Source organism: Ciceribacter sp. L1K23 (assembly GCF_018122705.1).
Classification (GTDB): domain Bacteria; phylum Pseudomonadota; class Alphaproteobacteria; order Rhizobiales; family Rhizobiaceae; genus Allorhizobium.
Map to the genome: position 1 here is coordinate 2,628,928 of NZ_JAGRRC010000001.1, position 18,953 is coordinate 2,647,880.

At 62.2% G+C, this 18,953-nt stretch carries 16 protein-coding genes; 10 read left to right on the forward strand and 6 right to left on the reverse strand.

Annotation, left to right across the window (positions count from 1 at the left end; translation table 11 throughout):
* Positions 1–78 precede the first annotated feature (78 nt).
* The gene (locus J5J10_RS12770; RefSeq protein WP_249116736.1) at positions 79–1,776 is read left to right on the forward strand and encodes an AIPR family protein; all 1,698 of its coding nucleotides are present in this window, start codon (positions 79–81) and stop codon (positions 1,774–1,776) included.
* A 248-nt stretch (positions 1,777–2,024) separates the two neighbouring features.
* Here the strand turns inward: J5J10_RS12770 and J5J10_RS12775 are convergent, their stop codons facing one another.
* Positions 2,025–3,002, reverse strand: coding sequence for a glycosyltransferase family 2 protein (locus tag J5J10_RS12775; RefSeq protein ID WP_211930163.1), 978 nt, complete (start codon positions 3,000–3,002; stop codon positions 2,025–2,027).
* A 263-nt stretch (positions 3,003–3,265) separates the two neighbouring features.
* Here J5J10_RS12775 and J5J10_RS12780 point away from each other — a divergent pair, with 263 nt between their 5' ends.
* Positions 3,266–4,744, forward strand: a complete 1,479-nt coding sequence (locus J5J10_RS12780) for a glycosyltransferase family 39 protein (protein ID WP_211930164.1) — start codon at positions 3,266–3,268, stop codon at positions 4,742–4,744.
* A 5-nt stretch (positions 4,745–4,749) separates the two neighbouring features.
* Here the strand turns inward: J5J10_RS12780 and J5J10_RS12785 are convergent, their stop codons facing one another.
* The 3 genes from J5J10_RS12785 to J5J10_RS12795 all read right to left on the reverse strand — a co-directional run bounded on the left by J5J10_RS12785 (position 4,750) and on the right by J5J10_RS12795 (position 6,787).
* Entirely contained in the window at positions 4,750–5,400 is a 651-nt protein-coding gene (locus J5J10_RS12785) for an exopolysaccharide biosynthesis protein (RefSeq protein ID WP_211930165.1), read from the reverse strand.
* A complete protein-coding gene (locus tag J5J10_RS12790) occupies positions 5,387–5,866 on the reverse strand; it encodes a DUF305 domain-containing protein (protein ID WP_211930166.1) in 480 nt (159 codons plus the stop codon). Before J5J10_RS12790 ends, J5J10_RS12785 begins: the two co-directional genes overlap by 14 nt.
* Before the next feature lie 312 nt (positions 5,867–6,178).
* Positions 6,179–6,787, reverse strand: coding sequence for a LysE/ArgO family amino acid transporter (locus J5J10_RS12795; RefSeq protein ID WP_211930167.1), 609 nt, complete (start codon positions 6,785–6,787; stop codon positions 6,179–6,181).
* A 251-nt stretch (positions 6,788–7,038) separates the two neighbouring features.
* Between J5J10_RS12795 and J5J10_RS12800 the strand changes: the two genes are divergently transcribed.
* The 6 genes from J5J10_RS12800 (at position 7,039) to J5J10_RS12825 (ending at position 13,700) form a co-directional block, all read left to right on the forward strand.
* Positions 7,039–7,935, forward strand: a complete 897-nt coding sequence (locus J5J10_RS12800) for a LysR family transcriptional regulator ArgP (RefSeq protein WP_211930168.1) — start codon at positions 7,039–7,041, stop codon at positions 7,933–7,935.
* Between the two features lie 572 nt (positions 7,936–8,507).
* Positions 8,508–8,837, forward strand: a complete 330-nt coding sequence (locus tag J5J10_RS12805; RefSeq protein WP_211930169.1) for a metalloregulator ArsR/SmtB family transcription factor — start codon at positions 8,508–8,510, stop codon at positions 8,835–8,837.
* The gene (locus J5J10_RS12810) at positions 8,834–9,328 is read left to right on the forward strand and encodes an SRPBCC domain-containing protein (protein ID WP_211930170.1); all 495 of its coding nucleotides are present in this window, start codon (positions 8,834–8,836) and stop codon (positions 9,326–9,328) included. The genes J5J10_RS12805 and J5J10_RS12810 overlap by 4 nt, the downstream gene beginning before the upstream one ends.
* A gap of 31 nt (positions 9,329–9,359) precedes the next feature.
* Complete coding sequence (locus J5J10_RS12815; RefSeq protein ID WP_211930171.1) at positions 9,360–9,776, forward strand: GFA family protein; 417 nt, start codon at positions 9,360–9,362, stop codon at positions 9,774–9,776.
* A 130-nt stretch (positions 9,777–9,906) separates the two neighbouring features.
* Entirely contained in the window at positions 9,907–11,895 is a 1,989-nt protein-coding gene (locus J5J10_RS12820; RefSeq protein ID WP_211930172.1) for a calcium-binding protein, read from the forward strand.
* A gap of 458 nt (positions 11,896–12,353) precedes the next feature.
* Positions 12,354–13,700, forward strand: a complete 1,347-nt coding sequence (locus J5J10_RS12825; protein ID WP_211930173.1) for a hypothetical protein — start codon at positions 12,354–12,356, stop codon at positions 13,698–13,700.
* Positions 13,701–13,744: 44 nt separating this feature from the next.
* Here J5J10_RS12825 and J5J10_RS12830 read toward each other — a convergent pair whose 3' ends face one another.
* Positions 13,745–14,491, reverse strand: coding sequence for a hypothetical protein (locus J5J10_RS12830; RefSeq protein WP_211930174.1), 747 nt, complete (start codon positions 14,489–14,491; stop codon positions 13,745–13,747).
* A 642-nt stretch (positions 14,492–15,133) separates the two neighbouring features.
* On the opposite strand from J5J10_RS12830, the gene J5J10_RS12835 reads away from it, so the two are divergent.
* Both J5J10_RS12835 and J5J10_RS12840 read left to right on the forward strand, forming a co-directional pair.
* A complete protein-coding gene (locus J5J10_RS12835) occupies positions 15,134–16,492 on the forward strand; it encodes a calcium-binding protein (protein WP_211930175.1) in 1,359 nt (452 codons plus the stop codon).
* A gap of 326 nt (positions 16,493–16,818) precedes the next feature.
* Complete coding sequence (locus tag J5J10_RS12840; protein ID WP_211930176.1) at positions 16,819–18,183, forward strand: PRC-barrel domain-containing protein; 1,365 nt, start codon at positions 16,819–16,821, stop codon at positions 18,181–18,183.
* A 192-nt stretch (positions 18,184–18,375) separates the two neighbouring features.
* Here the strand turns inward: J5J10_RS12840 and J5J10_RS12845 are convergent, their stop codons facing one another.
* Positions 18,376–18,948, reverse strand: coding sequence for a hypothetical protein (locus J5J10_RS12845; protein WP_211930177.1), 573 nt, complete (start codon positions 18,946–18,948; stop codon positions 18,376–18,378).
* Between the last annotated feature and the right edge of the window lie 5 nt (positions 18,949–18,953).

Here is an 18,953-nt window from a genome sequence, read left to right on the forward strand (position 1 = left end):
CGAGACAACTAAAATTTGCGATCGTTGTGGCTCGAACGTATACACTCAACGAAACGCGTGAAAACAGAGATATCGATCATGCATCTGGTCACCAAGTCTTACTTCGACACGTTCTGCGCAAATTTCGGAGCCCCTTACGATGAAGCCAAGAATTTTGAGGCTTTCACCGCCTTCTGCGCTTTCTCACGCTACTCCGCCGACAATGTTGAATCGACAGATTTGGTTTACGAGGGGGCAGACCCGGGGATCGATGGAGCATTTCTCTTCCTTGACGACCGGGCTGTCTTTTCTGCCGCTGAGCTTGAAGAAATATTCAAAACGTCGCGCCGAGAGTTTCACGTAACTGTTGTCCTGACGCAAGCCAAGCGATCGATAACGTGGTCGAAGCAAGAAGTGGACTCATTTGTTGCAGCCGTCACGGACTATTTGTCTGAGTCTCCTCAGCAACCCCACAGCCAATTTCTGGCGGATTTCAAAGTTATGTTCGAGTTACTTTTCAAAAACATCGGCCGCATCAGGGGTGACCTACCAGATTTACACGTATATTTTTTCACTGCCGCGCCCGACACTGAGGCGGTAGAAATCAACGCAGCTTTCGAAGCCGGCCTCAATGCGATCAAGGCGCTTGGATACTCGAGCGATACCAGACTTGTCAAAGCCCATCGCGACATAATCCATGAGTACTGGCTTGCGTCTGACGGTCCGGTCGAAGCGAGCATGGAAACAATTGGATATGCACCGTTCCCTGCGGCGCCGAACATTAAAAACGCTTACGTCGCTACCGTGAGAGCAAGAAGCTTTATTGATGCAATTCTCAAAGATAAGAATGGAGTGCCGCGAAAGAAGCTATTCGAGGAGAACGTTAGAGATTTCCTTGGAATTGACGTAGACGTGAATGCTGAGATCGCAGAAACACTTGGTGATACTGAGAAAAAGGCTCGGTTTGGCTTAATGAATAACGGTATCACTATTGTTGCGTCGAGCGTTCGACCTGCGGGTCAAGAGATCTATATCAGAGACTTCCAGATAGTAAACGGCTGTCAAACATCGAATGTTCTAATCGCACTCGATGATCAGACGGATGAGACTGTCAGTTTGATGATAAAGTTGATCGAGGCTGATGAAGCTGCCGTGATCGACGACATTGTTCGAGCGACGAACCGTCAGTCTAAAGTAGAGGATGCTCAGTTTATATCCGCCATGGCGGTGCTTCGAGACCTAGAGCGGTATTTCAATGCTCGCGGTGCAGGGGAACCCAATCGTCTGTATTGCGAAAGACGAAAAGGTCAATATGGACCCGAAAATGTGGCACCCGTCAGGATATTCGATGTTAGGGAGACGGCGAGATGTTTCGCCGCAATGGTTATGATGCGACCGGATATTGCCAGTCGTTATCCTAACCGTCTTACTGGAGAACTGTTGTCTGAGGTCTATGGCGCGGGACGGCCGGAAGAGGATTACTACACGGCTTGCTTCTGTCACTACCGTCTGCGGATGCTAACGTCCAACAAGCGATTTGATGGAAAATATTCGAAACTGCGTTGGCATATCATCACGGCAGCAACGAAGTACTGTCAGGCAAAATACAAGGATTGGGGGTGCAAGACGCGTAATGAAGCGTTGTATAATATTTTTGGGTCGAATGAAGGCGAGTGGTTCGAAAGACTGGAAAAACTTATAGCGACCAGCATCCCGGATCCGGATGTGTCACGGGACGTACTTAAATCACAACCGCTGACCAATGTCACTTTGGCAAATGTGGATAGTCTCCTCTGAGATGATGTGTCTTATTTAGCTGCATAACATCTCCCTTTCGGCAAAGCTGACCGCTTAACTCGCTGGTCTCCGCATTTACAGCATCTCCTTGCAGTCCTCATTTTGCCGCCGGCGTGCTCTTGGCGTGATATTTGGACATAGTGAAGCCTCCACGAAGTTGTTATCACTATGGAGCGAGGTCCACTCTTGACGTAAAGCCGCCTTCTGTGTCCCATCAACAGGGCTATCGACAACGTAACGCCCCCCGCTCACCCCTTGGGCGAAATCGCCAGATACGCCATCCGTTTCATCTCCTGCCGGGACTTCGTCACGACATCGAGAATGAGCCCGGTGAAGATCGACAGAAACCCGGTGATGACCATGCCGACGGAGAGGACGGCGGTGGGCAGGCGCGGCACGAGGCCGGTTTCGAGCCAGGTGATGACAACAGGGATCGAGATGCCGATGGCGAGTGCCACAAGCACGAGGCCGATGGTCGAGAAGAATTTCAGCGGCCGCTCGTCCTTGATCAGGCGCGCGATCAGCATCAGGATGCGCCAGCCGTCGCGGAAGGTGTTGAGCTTGGAGACCGAGCCCGGCGGGCGCTCCTTGTAGGGGGCGGAAATCTCGGCCATCGGCATGCGCATTTCGAGCGCATGGACGGTCAGTTCCGTTTCGGTCTCGAAGCCGCTCGACATCGCCGGGAAGGATTTGACGAACCGGCGCGACAGCACCTTGTAGCCGGAGAGCATGTCGCTCGTCTGGCGGCCGAAGAACATGCGCACCATCTCGGTCAGCATCACATTGCCGAGCCGGTGGCCGGGGCGATAGGCCTCGACGGCGGTGGAAACGCGGGCGATGTTGACGAAGTCGACACCCTCGGCGAGAACGCTGTCGATCGCCTGTGCCGCGGCCGGGGCCGCATAGGTGTCGTCGCCGTCGACCAGCACATAGACGTCGGCGTCGATGTCGGCGAACATGCGCCGGACGACCTGGCCCTTGCCCTGTCGCGTTTCGGACCGCACGACAGCACCCGCCTCGCGGGCGATCTCGGCCGTGCCGTCCTTGGAATTGTTGTCATAGACGTAGATCGTCGCCTGCGGCAGAGCCAGGCGGAAATCGGTCACCACGGAGGCGATCGTCGTCGCCTCGTTGTAGCAGGGCACCAGCACGGCGACGCGCGGCTGCGCCTGCTGCGCCGTCTTGCGGCCGCCGGAAGAGCGATTGACGTCGTACAAAGCAACCATGCGCGATCTGTCCCAGCTTTATTTGAAGTGACGGCAGGAATCCCCGGAAGCCTGCTTCTGTCAAACGGTTCTGACTGTTAATGTTAAGATCGCCGGAGTTTAGATTGGGTTGATGATCGCGGTTTTTATTTGCTTCCAATTTTAATTAAGTTTTTCTCGTCGTTTTTTACCATATATTTACGAATTTGGCCCCGTCACTTATCTCGGGGGCGGCTATGGAGTAAGGGATGCGTCGAGATATCCCGACCGCTCCGGAGTCCCGCGTGTCCATGTCCCGCCTGAACCATCGCCTTCTCATCCTCATCCTTGGCCTCGTCGGCTGGGTCGGCTTCATCCTTGTCCGCTTTCCGGGCGAGATGAACCCCGACAGCCAGAGCCAGCTGGAGCAGGCGATGACGGGGACCTACAACGACTGGCACCCGCCGATCATGGCGCGCCTCTGGTCGCTGTTCCTGTCGGTGAGCGATGGGGTCTGGACCATGTTCGTCTTCCAGATGGTCTGCTGGGCGCTCGCCTTCGTTCTCCTGGCGCTGACGCTCGCCCGCCTCGGCCATCGCGTCGGCGCCTGGGCCGTTTTCCTCGTCGGCTTCTTCCCGCCCTTCCTCATGCAGATCGTCAACATCCACAAGGATGTCGGTCTCGCCGCCACAGTCATGCTGGCGGTGGCGCTCGTCGCCCGCACGCGCCTTGCAGGCGAGAAGACGCCGCTCTGGGCGGCCGTCATCGCCGGTCTGCTGCTTCTCTATGCCGGTCTGGTGCGCACCAATGGCTGGTTCGTCGTGCTGCCGGTGGCGCTCTGGATGCTCTGGCCGGCGGGCCTGCGCCGCCCCTTGCGCTCCGGTCTGCTCATGGGCCTTGCCGCGCTCGTCCTGGTGCTGCCGAGCGGCATGATCAATCACGGCCTGCTCGGCGCCCGCGATGCGGGTGCGCTGCGCACGCTGCAGATCTTCGACATGGCCGGCATCGCCCATGTCTCCCGCGATCTCTCCGGTCTCGAAGGCCATATCACGCTGGAAGAGATCGACGAGTGTTATACGCCCGTCATCGCCGACACCTTCTATCATGCCCGCCGCTGCGGCTTCCTCTGGGATCGCATCGCCGGCTCGCCGGATACGCCGACCGGGCTTGCGACCGACATTCCGGGTGCGGTGGCCACCGAACCGGCAAGCCTTGGCGGCATGTGGGTCTCCGCCATCGCCCGCCATCCGCTCGCCTGGGCCGAACATCGCCTGCGCCATTTCAATGCCGCCATGCAGTTCCTGATCCCCGGCCACCAGGCCGCACTGCCGGCGATCCACGCGATCGTCGATGGCCAGCCGGCAGCACTGCCGCCGCTGGAAGGTGCGGCCCGGATCATGGACCTCGTCCGCTACGGCCCCTGGGCCACGCCGGCGCTCTGGCTGGCGCTCGGTCTCGGAGTGCTCATCATCACCCACGACGCCCGCCGTCGCGGCGATCCGCTCGCCACGCTGTCCTTGGCGCTGACGCTCGCCGGCTGTTCCTACATGGGCGCCTTCCTGTTCATCGGCGTCGCCAACGACCCGCGCTACGGCCTGGTCGGCGGCGCGACGATCCTCACCGCCGTCGCGCTTCTGATCCCCGGCTTCACCGATTACGTCCGCCGCTTCTCCGACCGCCTGTCGCTGGCGACCCTGATCGCGGTGGCCACCGTCATCGCCATGCTGGCTTACCGCGCCAGCGTGCCGGATGCGCTCTACGTGGCGCTGCGCGGAACGCTTTAAGGTTCTCAGCCGGCAAGCCAGCTCTGGATCAGATACCAGCCGCCGGCGATCATCGCGGCGGAGAACAGCACCGAGAGCACGGCGAGCAGCAGCCCGGCGCCCACCGCCATGCCGTCGCGTTCCGCAAGACCGAGCGCGATCATCAGCACCGAGAGGCCGGGAAGCACGTTGCCGAACGGGATCGGCAGTGCGATCAGCACACCCATCAGGAACACCACGAGCCCGAGCGGGCGCAACGCGCCGGCATCGGCCAGGCCCGGCCAGCGCGGCTTCAGCCAGCCGTCGATGCGCTCCAGCGTCCGCGCGCCGCCGGATGCCATGCCGAGCACCAGATTGCGCGGCACGCCGACGCGCGAAAGCCGCCCCGGCAGCGCAAATTCCGGCGATCCCGCCACCATCTGCAGCGACAGGATGGCAAGCGCGGTGCCGAAGATCATGCCGGCCGGAATGCCGGGCGTCGGAATGATCGCCGGCAGCGAAAAGACCGCCAGCACCAGCGCCGTCTGATGGTCGCCGAGACCTTTCAGCAGCTGCCCGAGCGTCGCGCGTCCCTTCGGCAGCAGGCCGGGCAGGGCGGCAAGCTTCGCCCGGAGGCCGCCCGGTCGCCTGGCTCCTGTTGTCTCATCCATTCCGCCGGTCGCGTTACTGTCCTGCATGGGCCTCGGTTCGTGTTGCGCCGGAACCGTCCAGTTCGGCGATCAGGTCCTTCATCTCGGCGATTTCCTCGCGCTGGGTCTCGATGATGCCGTCCGCCAGCGAGCGCACGCGCGGATCGTCGATATGGGCGCGCGACGAGGTCAGGATGGCGATCGAGTGGTGCGGTATCATCGCCTTCATATAGGCGACGTCACCGACGGTTTCCTGGCTGCGCAGCAGAAAAAGCGACAGGCCGAACACGATGGCCGCGCCGGCGAGGATCGCCATGTTGGCGGTCCGGTTCGGATACATGCCCCACATGAAGACCAGCATGACGATCGCCATCGAAGCGCCCATGTAGAGGGCTGCGAACACGCGGGTCTCGCTGAAGAACACGTGGTCCAGCGCATAGGTGTTGAGATACATCAGCGCGAACATCAGCGCCGTCGAGACGCAGATCATCGCGGCAAAACGCAGGTAGGCCATGGTTTCTCTCCGTTCTTGAGGTGTACCGGAGCAAAACGTCTGGAAGGCGGAGAGGTTCGCGGGAAGGGTTTCGCCCCGCGGGGCAGAGGGACGTTCTGCACCCGCAGGGCTTCCAGACCCTGTCCATTTGCCGTCCGGTCGAGGGGATGACCGTCTGATAGGCAGCCGGGGGGCGGCATGTCTGTCCGTGGCGCGAGGCGGTGGCGTTCGCCGACGGACCTATAGCAATTATGTTTTATAACTATCTATTTTACAATGGTTAGATTGTGTCATAATGCTGTCACGCAATCAATTTGTGTTACAATCACACGCCTACATCCCGATCACGAGTTTCGCGGCAATACCCCACATCACCAGCGCGATGACGCCCTCCAGAACGCGCCAGGCGGCCGGGCGCGCAAAGAGCGGCGCCAGAAACCGCGCGCCATAGGCAAGGGCGAAGAAGAAGGCGAACGATGCCGCCGTCGCTCCCAGTGCGAAGGCCACCCGCTCGCCCGGAAACTGCGTCGAGATCGATCCCAGCAGCACAACGGTATCGAGCCACACATGCGGGTTCAGCCAAGTGAGAGCGAGGCAGGTGATAAGCGTCGCCTTCAGGCTCGGCACTGCCGCACAGTCCACCGTCAGCGCCGCCTTGCCCGTGAAGGCGGAGATCAGGCTGCGCGCGCCATACCAGATCAGGAACGCCGCGCCGCCGTAGCGCATCACAGGCTCCAGCCACGGCAGCACCGCCGTCACCGCGCCGAGGCTGGTCACCCCGAGCGTGATCAGGATCGCATCCGACAGCGCGCAGGTGAGAAACACCGCAAACACATGCTCGCGCCTCAGGCCCTGTTTCAGCACAAACGCATTCTGCGCCCCGATCGCGACGATAAGCGTAAGCCCCATGGAAAATCCGGTGGCGAAAACGGTGGGCGACATGAAGGGCTCCTGGTGTGCGTAAGAGAACGGCGTGAAACTGCCCCTCATCCGGCTGCCGCCACCTTCTCCCCGTTCTGACGGGGAGAAGGGAGATGGAGCGCCGTCGGCGCCACGAGTCCCTTCTCCCCGCTCGCGGGGAGAAGGTGGCGGCAGCCGGATGAGGGGCAGACCCCCGACAGTTCGCCCCAACTACCTCTCCCACACAATTTAGTCTAATTAACTCTCCTAACCTCAGATTAGGAACGCTAATCATGCTCGACTACCAGGCGCTGCGGGCGCTCGCCGCCGTCGTCCGCACCGGCAGCTTCGAAAAGGCCGCGCGCACGCTGGCCGTCACGCCGTCGGCCGTTTCGCAGCGCATCAAGCAACTGGAGGAGCGGGTGGGCGCGGTGCTTGTGGCGCGCGGCACGCCGTGTCTGGCGACGGAGCAGGGCGCCTGGCTCTGCCGCCATGTCGAACAGGTGGAACTGCTGGAGGGAAACCTGATGGAGCACCTGCCGGCGCTGAAACCCGAGACCGGCGCCATGCCCGTCACCGTCTCGATCGCCACCAATGCCGACAGCCTCGGCACCTGGTTCCTCGCCGCCGCCTCCGATTTCGCCAAATCATCCGGCATGCTGCTCGACATCGCCGTCGACGACCAGGACCATACCGCCGACTGGCTGAAGGCCGGCCGCGTGCTGGCCGCCGTCACCGGGCTCGACAAACCCGTCACCGGCTGCCGCCGCCACCCGCTCGGCAGCCTGCGCTACCACGCCACCGCCTCGCCGGATTTCGTGGCCCGCCATTTCCCCGATGGCGTCACGCCGGAAGCGCTCGCCCAGGCGCCGGCGCTCACCTACAACCAGAAGGATCGCCTGCAGGCCCGCTTCCTCGAACTGGCCTTCGGCCGGGAGATCGCCGTCCCCACCCATCTCCTGCCCTCCACCCACGCCTTCGTCGAGGCGGCGCTGTCGGGCATGGGCTGGGGCATGAACCCGGCGATCCTCGTCGCCCACCACCTGCAATCCGGCCACCTCGTCGACCTCGTCCCCGGCATCGTCATCGACACCCCCCTCGACTGGCAGGTCAACCGCCTCGTGGCGGGGGAGCTGGACGGGCTGACGAAGGCGGTGGTGGCTGCGGGGAGGCGGGGGCTGGAGGGGTAGTACGGAGTGCGGCGCGAAACCGGGTTGGGGAAAATCCATTGCCGTGAATGACGCTACCACGGATTGTGTTTTTTGTTACGCTGGGCGTGTAGCGCCGGGTATCATGGCCACGAGAAAAAAAACTCGTCCGATAAACATGAAGCCTTGCAACGGGTGAGCTCGTCGGTTCCGCAGGAATATCGCGGCTCTAACTGACCGACTGCACAGACATGTGCTGAAACGACTGCGATGAGATTTAGCGGGAAAGGCGTGCAATCCGGATCCGCCATGTCTCCGGCCACACATTTGCTAAGTACCGCGAAGATTTTGATCGAAGCCAGGAGACAGCAATGCGACATCTCGGAATTCCACTGTCCATTGTGCTCGGTTCTGTCCTTCTCGCTTGGGCGATAAGAACGACGGAAACGTCGTTTGAAAGCTGTGTCCGACTTTACAAGGAAGCCGTTTCATCGGACCTGACGGCGCCGCTTGAACCTGTCATCCTCCGAGAATGCGCTGGTCAACAGCGCGAGTTTATCCCTTTAAATAAAATAGAATTGACTAATGAATTAGTATCAGCTATTGATTTTGCCATGACCCAACCAGAAACCGTCACTGCCGTCATCCGCGCGCTCGCCGACCCCACCCGCCGTGGGCTCTTCGAACGTATCGCCGAAACGGACGAGATCACCGTGGTCGAGCTGACCCGCGCCGGCTCCGTCACCCAGGGTGCCGTCTCGCAGCATCTGAAGACTTTGAAGGAGGCCGGGCTTGTCAGCGAGCGGCCGGAGGGGCGCAAGGTCTATTATCGCGCCCGGCCGGAAGGGCTGGAGCCGCTGGCCACCTGGATGACGCATTACGGCATCTTCTGGCGCGAACGCTTCGCGGACCTGAAGACCCTCCTTAAGGATATCGATCCATGAACCAGACCATCCGCCCGGAGAAACAGTCCCCGGAGACGCAGGCGATCGTCCTCGACGACGTTTTTCCTCATGAACGGGGAATTCTCTGGAAGGCGCTGACGAACAGCGCGCTGATCGCCCGCTGGCTGATGCCACCCACCGGTTTCGAGCCCGTCGTCGGCACGCGCTTCACCTTCCAGACGAAGCCGGCCGGCGAATGGGATGGCATCATCCGCTGCGAGGTGCTGGAGGTCATCGAAAACGAGCGGCTTTCCTTTTCCTGGGCCGGCGGTCACGAGGCCAACGAGGGCTATGGCTCCAAGCTCGATACGGTCGTGACCTTCACCCTGTCGGAGGCTGAGAGCGGCACGCGCCTGCGCCTCGTCCATTCCGGCTTCGTCCTGCCAGTCAACGACAGCGCCTATCGCACCATGGGCGAAGGCTGGAAGGTCGTGGTCGGCAGGCTCGACACGGTCGCCGGCGACGAGACGGGCGGCAAGACCGAACACTGAACCTCTCGCAACCGAGAAATGGAGAAACGGGATGAGCACGTCCTATACCGGCGGCTGCGCCTGCGGCGCGATCCGCTACGAGATCAAAGGCGAGCCCGCCGCCATGCTCGATTGCCAGTGCCGACAGTGCCAGCGCGACAGCGGCACCGGCCACCAGTCGCATCTGGTCTTTGCCGCAGCCGAGGTGGTGACGAAGGGCGAACCCTCGCGCTGGCAGTCGACCGGCGACGGCGGGACGGTCAAGCAACGCGCTTTCTGCCCAACCTGCGGTTCGCCGGTATATATGACCTTCCCGGTCGTGCCCGATATCTTCATCGTCACGCCGGCCAGCCTCGACGATCCCGCCCGTTTCCGCCCGCAACTGGTCTCCTGGACCGCCGCCGGCTTCCCCTGGGATCACATCGACCCTGCGCTGCCCGCCTTCGAGAAAATGCCGCCGGGGCCCTGACTGGCATTTCCTCCCGACCCACTTAAGCCAAGCCGAACATATACCATGATCATGGCGTTCACGGCGTGATCGCCCGGACCTACGGTCGCCTCTCCGTTCGCGTCGGCGAACGCATGAGGAGAGTGCGGCGATGACTCTGTATACCTATTCCGGCATCAACACCGGGGGCATCTCGGTGGCCGACCTGTCGGAGGGCGATGATCTTCTGGTGAACCAGGCGGCCCTCTGCTACGGCGAAACCGGCTGGGCCTTCGCACTCGCCGGTTCCGACCACGACATCGAGATCAACGGCACGGTCTGGGGCTATCTTGTGTCGCTTCTGCTGGGCAGCGGCGAGACCAGCTCCGGCATCAACCTGACCATCGGCGCATCCGGCGTCATCGGGTCGGCGGCCGACGCCATCCTGCTCGATGCCTATGGTTCGACGGTCACCAATGCCGGGCACATCTCCTGCGATTACGGCATTCGTGTTCAGGGTCACAACACCGCCACCACCACGACGATCGTCAATTCGGGCTCGATTCTCGCTTACGGCACCGGCAGCAGCGATGCGGCCATCGTCCAGTCTGGCGCCGAGCGCCTGGAGATCGTCAACACGGGGCTCATCAAGGGCGTCAGCTCGGCCTTCAGGGGCGATAGCGGTTCCCGGGCCACCGGCGTCACGGAGATCACCAACAATGGCACGATCATCGGCGCGGTCTGGCTCGGCGGCGGCGCCGATCTCTATGATGGGCGGCATGGCACCATCGACGGCGTTGTCTATGGCGGCCGCCAGAACGACGTCATCCGCGGCGGCGATGGCGACGAGACCTTCGACGGCGGCGCCGAAGACGATACGCTGGAGGGCAATCGCGGCGACGACACGCTGATCGGCGGCGACGGCAACGACACGCTCGACGGCGGCGAGGGTGCCGACGCCATGACCGGCGGGAACGGCGACGATCTCTATTATGTCAACGACGCCGGCGACACGGTGACGGAAGCCTCCGACGCCGGCACCGATACGGTCCGCGCCGCGATCTCCTTCACGCTCGTGGACAACGTCGAACACCTCGTGCTGACCGGCGCCGACAATATCGCCGGAACCGGCAATGGACTCGCCAATACGCTGACCGGCAATGATGGCAATAATAGTCTTTCGGGACTTGCCGGCGACGATACGCTGGTTGGTGGCAATGGCGACGACACGCTCGATGGCGGCGAGGGCGCCGATGCCATGACCGGCGGCGCCGGCAACGACACCTTTATCGTCGACAACACCGGCGACACCGTGACCGAAGCCTCCGGCGGCGGCACCGATCTCGTCAAGGCCTCGATAAGCTACACGCTGGCGGCCGAGGTGGAGAAACTGACGCTGACAGGCACGGCGGCGATCAACGGCACTGGCAACGCGCTCGCCAACACGCTGACCGGCAACGCCGCGGCCAACACGCTGAACGGCGGCGCCGGGGCTGACGCCATGACCGGCGGCGCCGGCAACGACACCTATATCGTCGACAACAGCGGCGACAGGGTAACCGAAGTCTCCGGCGGCGGAACCGATCTGGTTCAGGCTTCGGTGAGCTACACGCTGGCGGCCGAGGTGGAGAAGCTGACGCTGACAGGCACGGCGGCCATCAACGGCACCGGCAATGCGCTCGCCAACACCATCACGGGCAATTCGGCCGCCAACACGCTGAAGGGACTTGCCGGCAACGACACGCTGAATGGCGGCTCGGGCAATGACCGGCTGGAAGGCGGCGACGCCAACGACCGCCTCACCGGCGGAGCCGGCGCCGACGCGCTTTATGGCGGCGCCGGGGCCGACCGCTTCGTCTTCACCGCCCTCGGCGATACAAAGACGTCTGCGAGCGGCCGCGACACGATTTTCGACTTTTCCCGGTCCCAGGGCGACCGCATCGAGCTGTCGGCCCTCGATGCCGACACCAAGGCCTCGGGAAACCAGGCTTTCACCTTCATCGGCAAGACGGCCTTCTCCCACGATGCCGGCGAGCTTCGCTACAAGTTCTCCGGCTCCAGCACCGTCGTCGAGGGCGATGTCAACGGAGATGGAAAGGCTGATTTCGCCATTCTCCTGTCCGGCAAGATCGATCTGGTGAAGGGCGATTTCATCCTGTAGTCGCCTCGCCGGCAGGTCAAAACCGCAGCCGTAGAAACGCCACGGCAACGACCGGGCCTCCGCCCCGCGCCGCCACTTCCTGACCCGGACACTCGAGAAACCTCTTCTCCGCAACCGCCGGGAGGAGGTGGCATCTCGTCGCCTCTTCCCTCCGCTCGCTCCGTCGAAGCCGGCATCTTTGTCGTCCTCTCGTTCCTGTGCCGGCCAGTATCCGCCGATGCTTCGGCGGATCGATAAACATCGGATCCATCACCCGCACGGGGGAAGACGCCCCCTCGCATGCCCGATAGATGACCGTGTCTTCGCCCGGTGCCGATCGATCGCGAGTGGCGAGGGGTCGATACGAGGCGGCTGCCTTCGCCTGCGCGACCGGGTTCCCGGGCGAGGACGCCTGTTGGCCGCCGATGACGTGCCGGGAAGACAGGGATTAAACGCCTGCGAAAACAGAGGTAAGCGCAATGCAGATCATAGGATCAAACTCGATCGGAACGGGCATTCGTGCCGATCTCGGTACGGCGGACGACATCATCGTCCTCTCTGGCTCCGCGATTGGCTCGACGAACAGCAGTGCCATTGTCGGCTTGGGAAGTTATCATCGGGCCGAGATCTACGGCTCCGCCGTTGCATCCCTCTGCGCGATCCAACTCGGCGATAATCTAGCCTCGGATTACGGCAACAAGGTCCTCATTCATCCCGGAGCATTTGTCTATTCGTTCTATTTCGGCATTTCGGTCGGGTCCTCCGGCTCAACGGTGGTGAACGAGGGGACGATCGATGCCTATTATGGCATGCAAGCGGGCGGCACTGGCCCTAACTCGATGACGACTATTACCAATACGGGCGTGCTGACGAGCGATGCCACTGGGATCCTCCGAGCGTACGGAAGCACGGAAAAGCTGGTCATCACGAACAGCGGACTGATCGAGGGCTCCTTTTCCATCAGCGGGAACGGTATGACGGCGGTTGAGGAAATCACCAACACCGGAACGATCCGCGGGACGATCTACCTGTTTGGCGGTGATGACCTTTACAATGGCACGGCCGGCAGGCTGTCGGGCGGTATCAGTGCCGGCGACGGTAACGACCGGCTGTATGGCGGCATCGACAATGACTTATTCTATGGCGACGCTGGCGCCGACATGCTGAAGGGCAATGCCGGCAACGATACGTTAAACGGCGGCGCCGGTGCCGACCGCATGGAGGGCGGCACGGGCAACGACACGTTCTACGTCGACGACGACCACGACGTGGTCGTCGAACTGTCGGGCCAGGGCACCGACACGGTACAAGCGGCGGGTAACTACACGCTTGGCGCCAATGTCGAGAATCTGATCCTCCTCTACAAGACCGACGCGATCGGCGGCACCGGCAATTCGCTTGCCAACACGATCGCGGGCAATACCGCCAACAACACGCTGAAGGGTCTTTCCGGCAACGATAAACTGAGCGGCGATCTCGGAGCCGACAAGCTCTATGGCGGAACCGGCACCGACCAGTTCATCTTCAAGAGCGTGACCGACAGTACCGTTGCCTCGTCGGGCCGAGATACGATCTATGACTTCAGCCATGCGCAAAAGGACAGGATCGTGCTTTCGTCGATCGATTCCGACACCAAGGCCTCCGGCAACCAGGCCTTCACCTTCATCGGCAAGTCGGCCTTCTCCCACGATGCCGGCGAGCTTCGCTACAAGTTCTCCGGCTCCAGCACCATCGTCGAGGGCGACGTCAACGGAGATGGAAAAGCCGATTTCGCCATTCTCCTGTCCACCAAGATCGATCTGGTGAAGGGCGATTTCATCCTGTGACCGAAGCAGTCCGGAACCGCCATTTCCATCGGGGCGGCGGGCGATCAACCCGCCCCGGCCCCCATCAGGAAACCCTGGATCTCGTATAGGTTCGCCTGCCACTGCTCGTGCCAGGCCTTGACGCTGTCGAGATGCGCCGTCGCGTCGGCGAGCGCATCCTGGTAGATCTCGTCGGCGTCGTAGCCGTGGTACCAGGATTGCGCGAACTCGCGGATCGTCGGCGCGGTCTCGGCGTCGAAGCGCTCGACGCCAAGTTCGGGAAAGCGCTCCTCCAGGATGGCCTTCACCCGCGCGGCGAGATGGTCCACCAGCGCCTCGCCCGACAGCCCGTTCCGCCGCGCCTCCTCCTCCAGCCCCTCAAGGTATGGTTCCGTTCCGTTCGAGGTCACCAGCGTGCCGTCTTCGTTGATATAGGCGTAGAGCGTACCCTCCTTGGAGAAGGTGGCCCGCACGGCGGAACTGTTGTCCGGGTTCATCGCCTCGACATCGGCCACCCGCTTCTGTGCCTGGGCGAGACTGGTGGAGGTGTCGTCGAAGCGCTCAGCCATGAAGGAGATCCACTGATCGAAGCTGACGAAGGATTTTTCCGCCATCTCGGCGGTGAAAAGGTTCGGCCCGAGCGTTCTGGTCTCGCCATCCGGCATGGTGATCGTCGCTCCGGCAAATCCGTCCGGAAATTCCGACTCCCGCTGGCGCAGGGCATCGAGTGTCTCGTTCTTCTTGTTCTCGTAAAAGGCTTCCAGCTGAGAACGCATGGCCGGATCGGTGAGCATCGAGGCGGTGAGTTGCATGGCGAACGACTCCGTTTGGACTTATCGGCAGCATGCTTCGTTTTGCCTTGCCCGGGGCTGAAGTCTCCATTGCCCGCGCGTCACCGCGCATACCACGAAGAGGATGCTCTTCTGGCCAGCTCAATTCGGCATTTCAGCAACAGTTTACATTTCTTTCGCGGCCCGCATTCCGCGCTGTCGGCCCGGACTCCCGCATGCCGTGAAACTGTGCTTGATTGCAATTCGATGAGGAGCAGCCGGATTTTTACCCCCACGGGACGTGTGGGGGATGGCATTCCGGATCATTGGATGCGTGTCGACCGGCCCCGGCATACCCGCCGGCCCGCCCCGGCGAGCGGCATCTTTGCGATCGCCACCCGCTCTCTTCAGGCCCGCGTACGGCATGCTCCGGTGCGCTCGCCGCGCCGGATATCCCGCTCAGCATCAATGCATGTCCGACGTCTCCATCCCGACGTCGGCAAAATCGGTCTCGTGAAGTCTAATTCCATGCTCTGAACGGTGGCGCGACGACCGCGGCGGGTCGGCTCGCGCTTTCTGCAGAGGACAGAGCCTGGTGCCGGTCCCCATGGGGCCGGCAAGGACGTGCATGCCTGTAAATTCAAGAGCAATCACACCCAGTTCAGTTGTAGGGGAGTAAGGGTCATGGCATTGCAGATCGCATCATCAACCTCAAGCGGAAGCGGCGTCCGGTTCAATCTCGGCACCACCGACGATATGTTCGTCCTCGCAGGCATCGCCGTCGGCTCGACCGACGATATCGCCATAAAGGGGACCGGAAATTCGCATCAGGCCGATATCTACGGCACCGTCATCGCCCTCTCGACGGCGATCCAGCTCGGGGATTCATCCTCCCTCGATTATGACAACAGGGCCATCATTCATGCGGGCGCGCTGGTCTATTCGGCAAACTATGTCGGCGTCTGGGCCCAGGGCTACGCGTCTTATGTCATCAACGAGGGCACGATAACGGGTCAGTACGGCGTCGCGGTTGGCGGGATTGCGGGCGGCACGACGACGACGGTCCAGAATTCCGGATCGATCCTGGGCGGGGCTTCGGGCTTCGGCATCATCCGGTTCACCGGCGCCACCGAGAAGATGGTGATCACAAATACCGGACTGATCGAAGGGCAATACGCCTTCTACAGCAATGCCATTGTCGCGGTGGATGAAATTACCAATACCGGAACGATGCGCGGTACCATCTATCTCGATTCCGGCGATGATCTCTACGACGGCCGGAACGGCAGGCTGACAGGCGCCGTTGTCGGAGGCGCCGGCGACGACCGCCTTTACGGTGGGGTCGACAACGATACGTTCTACGGCAGTGACGGGGCCGACACGCTGAAGGGCAACAACGGCAACGACACGCTGGATGGCGGCGCCGATGCCGACAGGATGGAAGGCGGCGCGGGCAACGACAAGTTCTTTGTCGACAATGTCGGCGATGTCGTCGTCGAACTCTCCGGCAAGGGCACCGACACGGTCGAGTCGACCATTACCTGGACGCTCGCAGCCAATGTCGAAAACCTCATCCTCGCCGGCGCCACGGCGATCAACGGCACGGGCAATTCGCTGGCCAATTCCATGACGGGCAATTCCGCCGCCAACACGCTGAAGGCACTTGAAGGCAACGACAAGCTGACCGGCAACGATGGAGCGGACAAGCTCACCGGCGGCACAGGTGCCGACCAGTTCATCTACAAGGCGCTGACCGACAGCGATGTCGCATCCTCCGGCCGTGACACGATCTACGATTTCAGCCATGCGCAGGGCGACAAGATCAACCTCTCGGCCATCGACGCCCAGGCGAGCACCGGCGGCAACCAGGCCTTCACCTTCATCGGCAAGTCGACCTTCTCTGGCGACGAAGGTCAGCTTCGCTACAAGTTCTCCGGCTCCAACACGATCGTCGAGGGCGATGTCGACGGCAACGGCTCCGCCGATTTCGCCATCCTGCTTGCTGGCAAGCTCACGCTGGTGAAGGGCGATTTCGTCTTGTGACGGCATTGGTCCGCTGCCACCGCTCTGATGGGTGGCCCTCCGGCGCATGGAGACTCCGGTAACATTGCAGTGCCCCAGGATGGGTAGCGGTCGCCTCCGGCTTCGTCCGGGGGCGGCGCGCCACATGACGCAGCCGGACCCGACCTTTGCCGCCTCGCGGCTCCATGCTCTCGCTGCCAAGTCATTGATGTACATGAAGAAGAAGCAAAATTTTTCTGGAACGAATGGCCGTGGCAAGGCTTTGACCTATGCATGCCCGGCGCGGACACCAGTCCGGAGAAGACCGGCGCAAGGAGACCCACACACGACACAGAGAGGAAACACCCATGAAGATGATTTACGTCGCAGCCCTGATGGCGGGTACAGCCCTGGCCCCTGCCGCCGCTGTCGCCCAGCAGACCCCGGACGCGGGAACGACCCAGAACAATGACAGCCGCTATCCCTCGCAGACCGGGCAGGTCGACGCCGGGATGAACGAAGTTCAGAGGAACATCCAGCGCGCGCTTCAGGCATTCGACAACAACGACCTGGAGAGTGCCCGACAGGCCGTCCGCGAGGCGCGTCGCGGACTGAGCCAGCAGGCACAGAACGGCGCCGACGCCGGCAACAATGCGATGAACGGCATCCGCCAGCCTCTGCGACAGGCCGAGCAGGCTCTGGCGCAGCGCGATCCTGAGCGCGCTGAGCAGGCGCTTGAACGCGTCGAGCGGCAGATGGCCAACATGGATCGCCAGCGCCAGGGGAGCAACCAGAGCAACGGTCAGACAGGCTCCGATGTCGTGATCGAGGACGAAGCCTCCATTCGCGTCGACGTGCCGGAACCGGATGTGACGGTGCGCCAGTCGAGCCCGCAGGTCGCCGTGCAGCAACAGCAGCCTGAGATCATCATCCATCAGCCCGCCCCTGTCGTGACGGTCGAGATCCCGCAGCCGCAGGTCACCGTACGCATGCGGGAGCCGGATGTGAATGTCAGTCGCTCGCAGCCCCAGGTCGAGGTCGAACAGGGCCAGCCCGAGGTTCGCGTCAGCGACAGCGAGCCGCAGGTCCGCACGCAGGATGGCCAGCAGGAGCAGGCCAATGTCGAGCTTCAGCGCTCCGGCGAGCCGGTCGTGCGGATGCAGGGCACCGAACAGCAGCCCAATGTTCGCTACACCACGGAGCAGGCCGAGGTTCGGGTGAACCGCGCCGAGGGCGAGCCGCAGATCCGCTACGAGCAGCAGAACCAGGAGCAGGCGAACGCCGCCGCAAACCGGCAGGCCGCGGCCGATCGTCTGGCGCGGAATGAAGCTGGCGACGAGATCGACGGCCAGAACACCGCAGCGGTCCGTCAGGGTGACACCAGGGAAGACGCCAACACGGCCGTCGGCCGTGGTTCGACCCGCGACGTGCGTCTGACGGTTGCCGACATCAAGGACTACGATATCGTTGGCGCCAACGGCAACGAACTCGGCGATATCGAAGACGTCGTCTATGTCGACAACCGCCTCTACGCGGTGGTGACATCGGGTGGCTTCCTGGGCCTTGGTGAAGACCGCGCGGCCGTTGCGCTGTCGGCTCTCAACGTCACCGATGAGGAGACGCTGGAGGCCCCGAATGTCACCGAGCGCCAGATCGACGGCATGGCCAACTTCGACAGCAGCCGCTATTCGGCCCTGCCGGACGACCACCCGGTCATCCTCGGCGCCCGGTAAGACGCGGCTGACAAAAGTCACTCGGGATTCCAAGGCGGCAGGCGCACCTGCCGCCTTTTTTATGTCCGCCACCGAGTGCGATGCCGTCTGGGGAAGGCAGAGGTGCTCGCAAAAGCGCCAACACAAAAAAAACGGTGCGGCCTGGGCCGCACCGTCTCCGTGAGAGGAGCTCACGTTGTGTCCGCTGCCGGACTAGTTGCTGTCAGAGGTTCCGGAAGACCCGGAAGTCCCCGACGTGTCCGAGCCGGACGTTCCCATGCCGCGCATCGGCGGGTCGATCACCATGAGCACGGTATTGCCGTCCTCGGTCTGCGCACGCACGAGATAGGAAGCGTCGAGAATTTCGACCTGCTGAAAACCGGCTTCGTTCAGCCGGTCGCGAACATTGTTCTGCGCCGTAGTCGGATCGATTCCGCCGGTGCCGCTCTGGCTGGAGCCGGTCGACGTCGTCGACGACGTGCCGGTATCGGTCGTATCCGCGGATTGCGCCAGCGCCGGAGCCGCAAGCAGCGAAAGGGCAAAGGCCGGCGCGAAGATCCGGTTGGTCCTGGTGGAAAGCATGGTGTCTCCTTTTCTGTTTCTCCTTCTGGGTGAACGAGCCTCGGTGACGAGCACTCGAGAACCGAACAGAGCAGGCGCGCCATTGTTTCGAAAAAAGATCGAAAAATCCGGGCGGACAGGGCAGGGCTCGAACTCGCCCGGCAAGCCTCGCCGCGCGGCGATCCCCAAATCTTTACATTTTTCCTGCATGATGACGTCGAACACGACAT

Bases quoted from the DNA above. Each gene is read 5' to 3' on its own strand.
- J5J10_RS12770 (WP_249116736.1), top strand. From the start codon at position 79: ATGCATCTGGTCACCAAGTCTTACTTCGACACGTTCTGCGCAAATTTC.
- J5J10_RS12775 (WP_211930163.1), bottom strand. From the start codon at position 3,002: ATGGTTGCTTTGTACGACGTCAATCGCTCTTCCGGCGGCCGCAAGACG.
- J5J10_RS12785 (WP_211930165.1), bottom strand. From the start codon at position 5,400: ATGCAGGACAGTAACGCGACCGGCGGAATGGATGAGACAACAGGAGCC.
- J5J10_RS12790 (WP_211930166.1), bottom strand. From the start codon at position 5,866: ATGGCCTACCTGCGTTTTGCCGCGATGATCTGCGTCTCGACGGCGCTG.
- J5J10_RS12795 (WP_211930167.1), bottom strand. From the start codon at position 6,787: ATGTCGCCCACCGTTTTCGCCACCGGATTTTCCATGGGGCTTACGCTT.
- J5J10_RS12800 (WP_211930168.1), top strand. From the start codon at position 7,039: ATGCTCGACTACCAGGCGCTGCGGGCGCTCGCCGCCGTCGTCCGCACC.
- J5J10_RS12805 (WP_211930169.1), top strand. From the start codon at position 8,508: ATGACCCAACCAGAAACCGTCACTGCCGTCATCCGCGCGCTCGCCGAC.
- J5J10_RS12810 (WP_211930170.1), top strand. From the start codon at position 8,834: ATGAACCAGACCATCCGCCCGGAGAAACAGTCCCCGGAGACGCAGGCG.
- J5J10_RS12815 (WP_211930171.1), top strand. From the start codon at position 9,360: ATGAGCACGTCCTATACCGGCGGCTGCGCCTGCGGCGCGATCCGCTAC.
- J5J10_RS12820 (WP_211930172.1), top strand. From the start codon at position 9,907: ATGACTCTGTATACCTATTCCGGCATCAACACCGGGGGCATCTCGGTG.
- J5J10_RS12825 (WP_211930173.1), top strand. From the start codon at position 12,354: ATGCAGATCATAGGATCAAACTCGATCGGAACGGGCATTCGTGCCGAT.
- J5J10_RS12830 (WP_211930174.1), bottom strand. From the start codon at position 14,491: ATGCAACTCACCGCCTCGATGCTCACCGATCCGGCCATGCGTTCTCAG.
- J5J10_RS12835 (WP_211930175.1), top strand. From the start codon at position 15,134: ATGGCATTGCAGATCGCATCATCAACCTCAAGCGGAAGCGGCGTCCGG.
- J5J10_RS12840 (WP_211930176.1), top strand. From the start codon at position 16,819: ATGAAGATGATTTACGTCGCAGCCCTGATGGCGGGTACAGCCCTGGCC.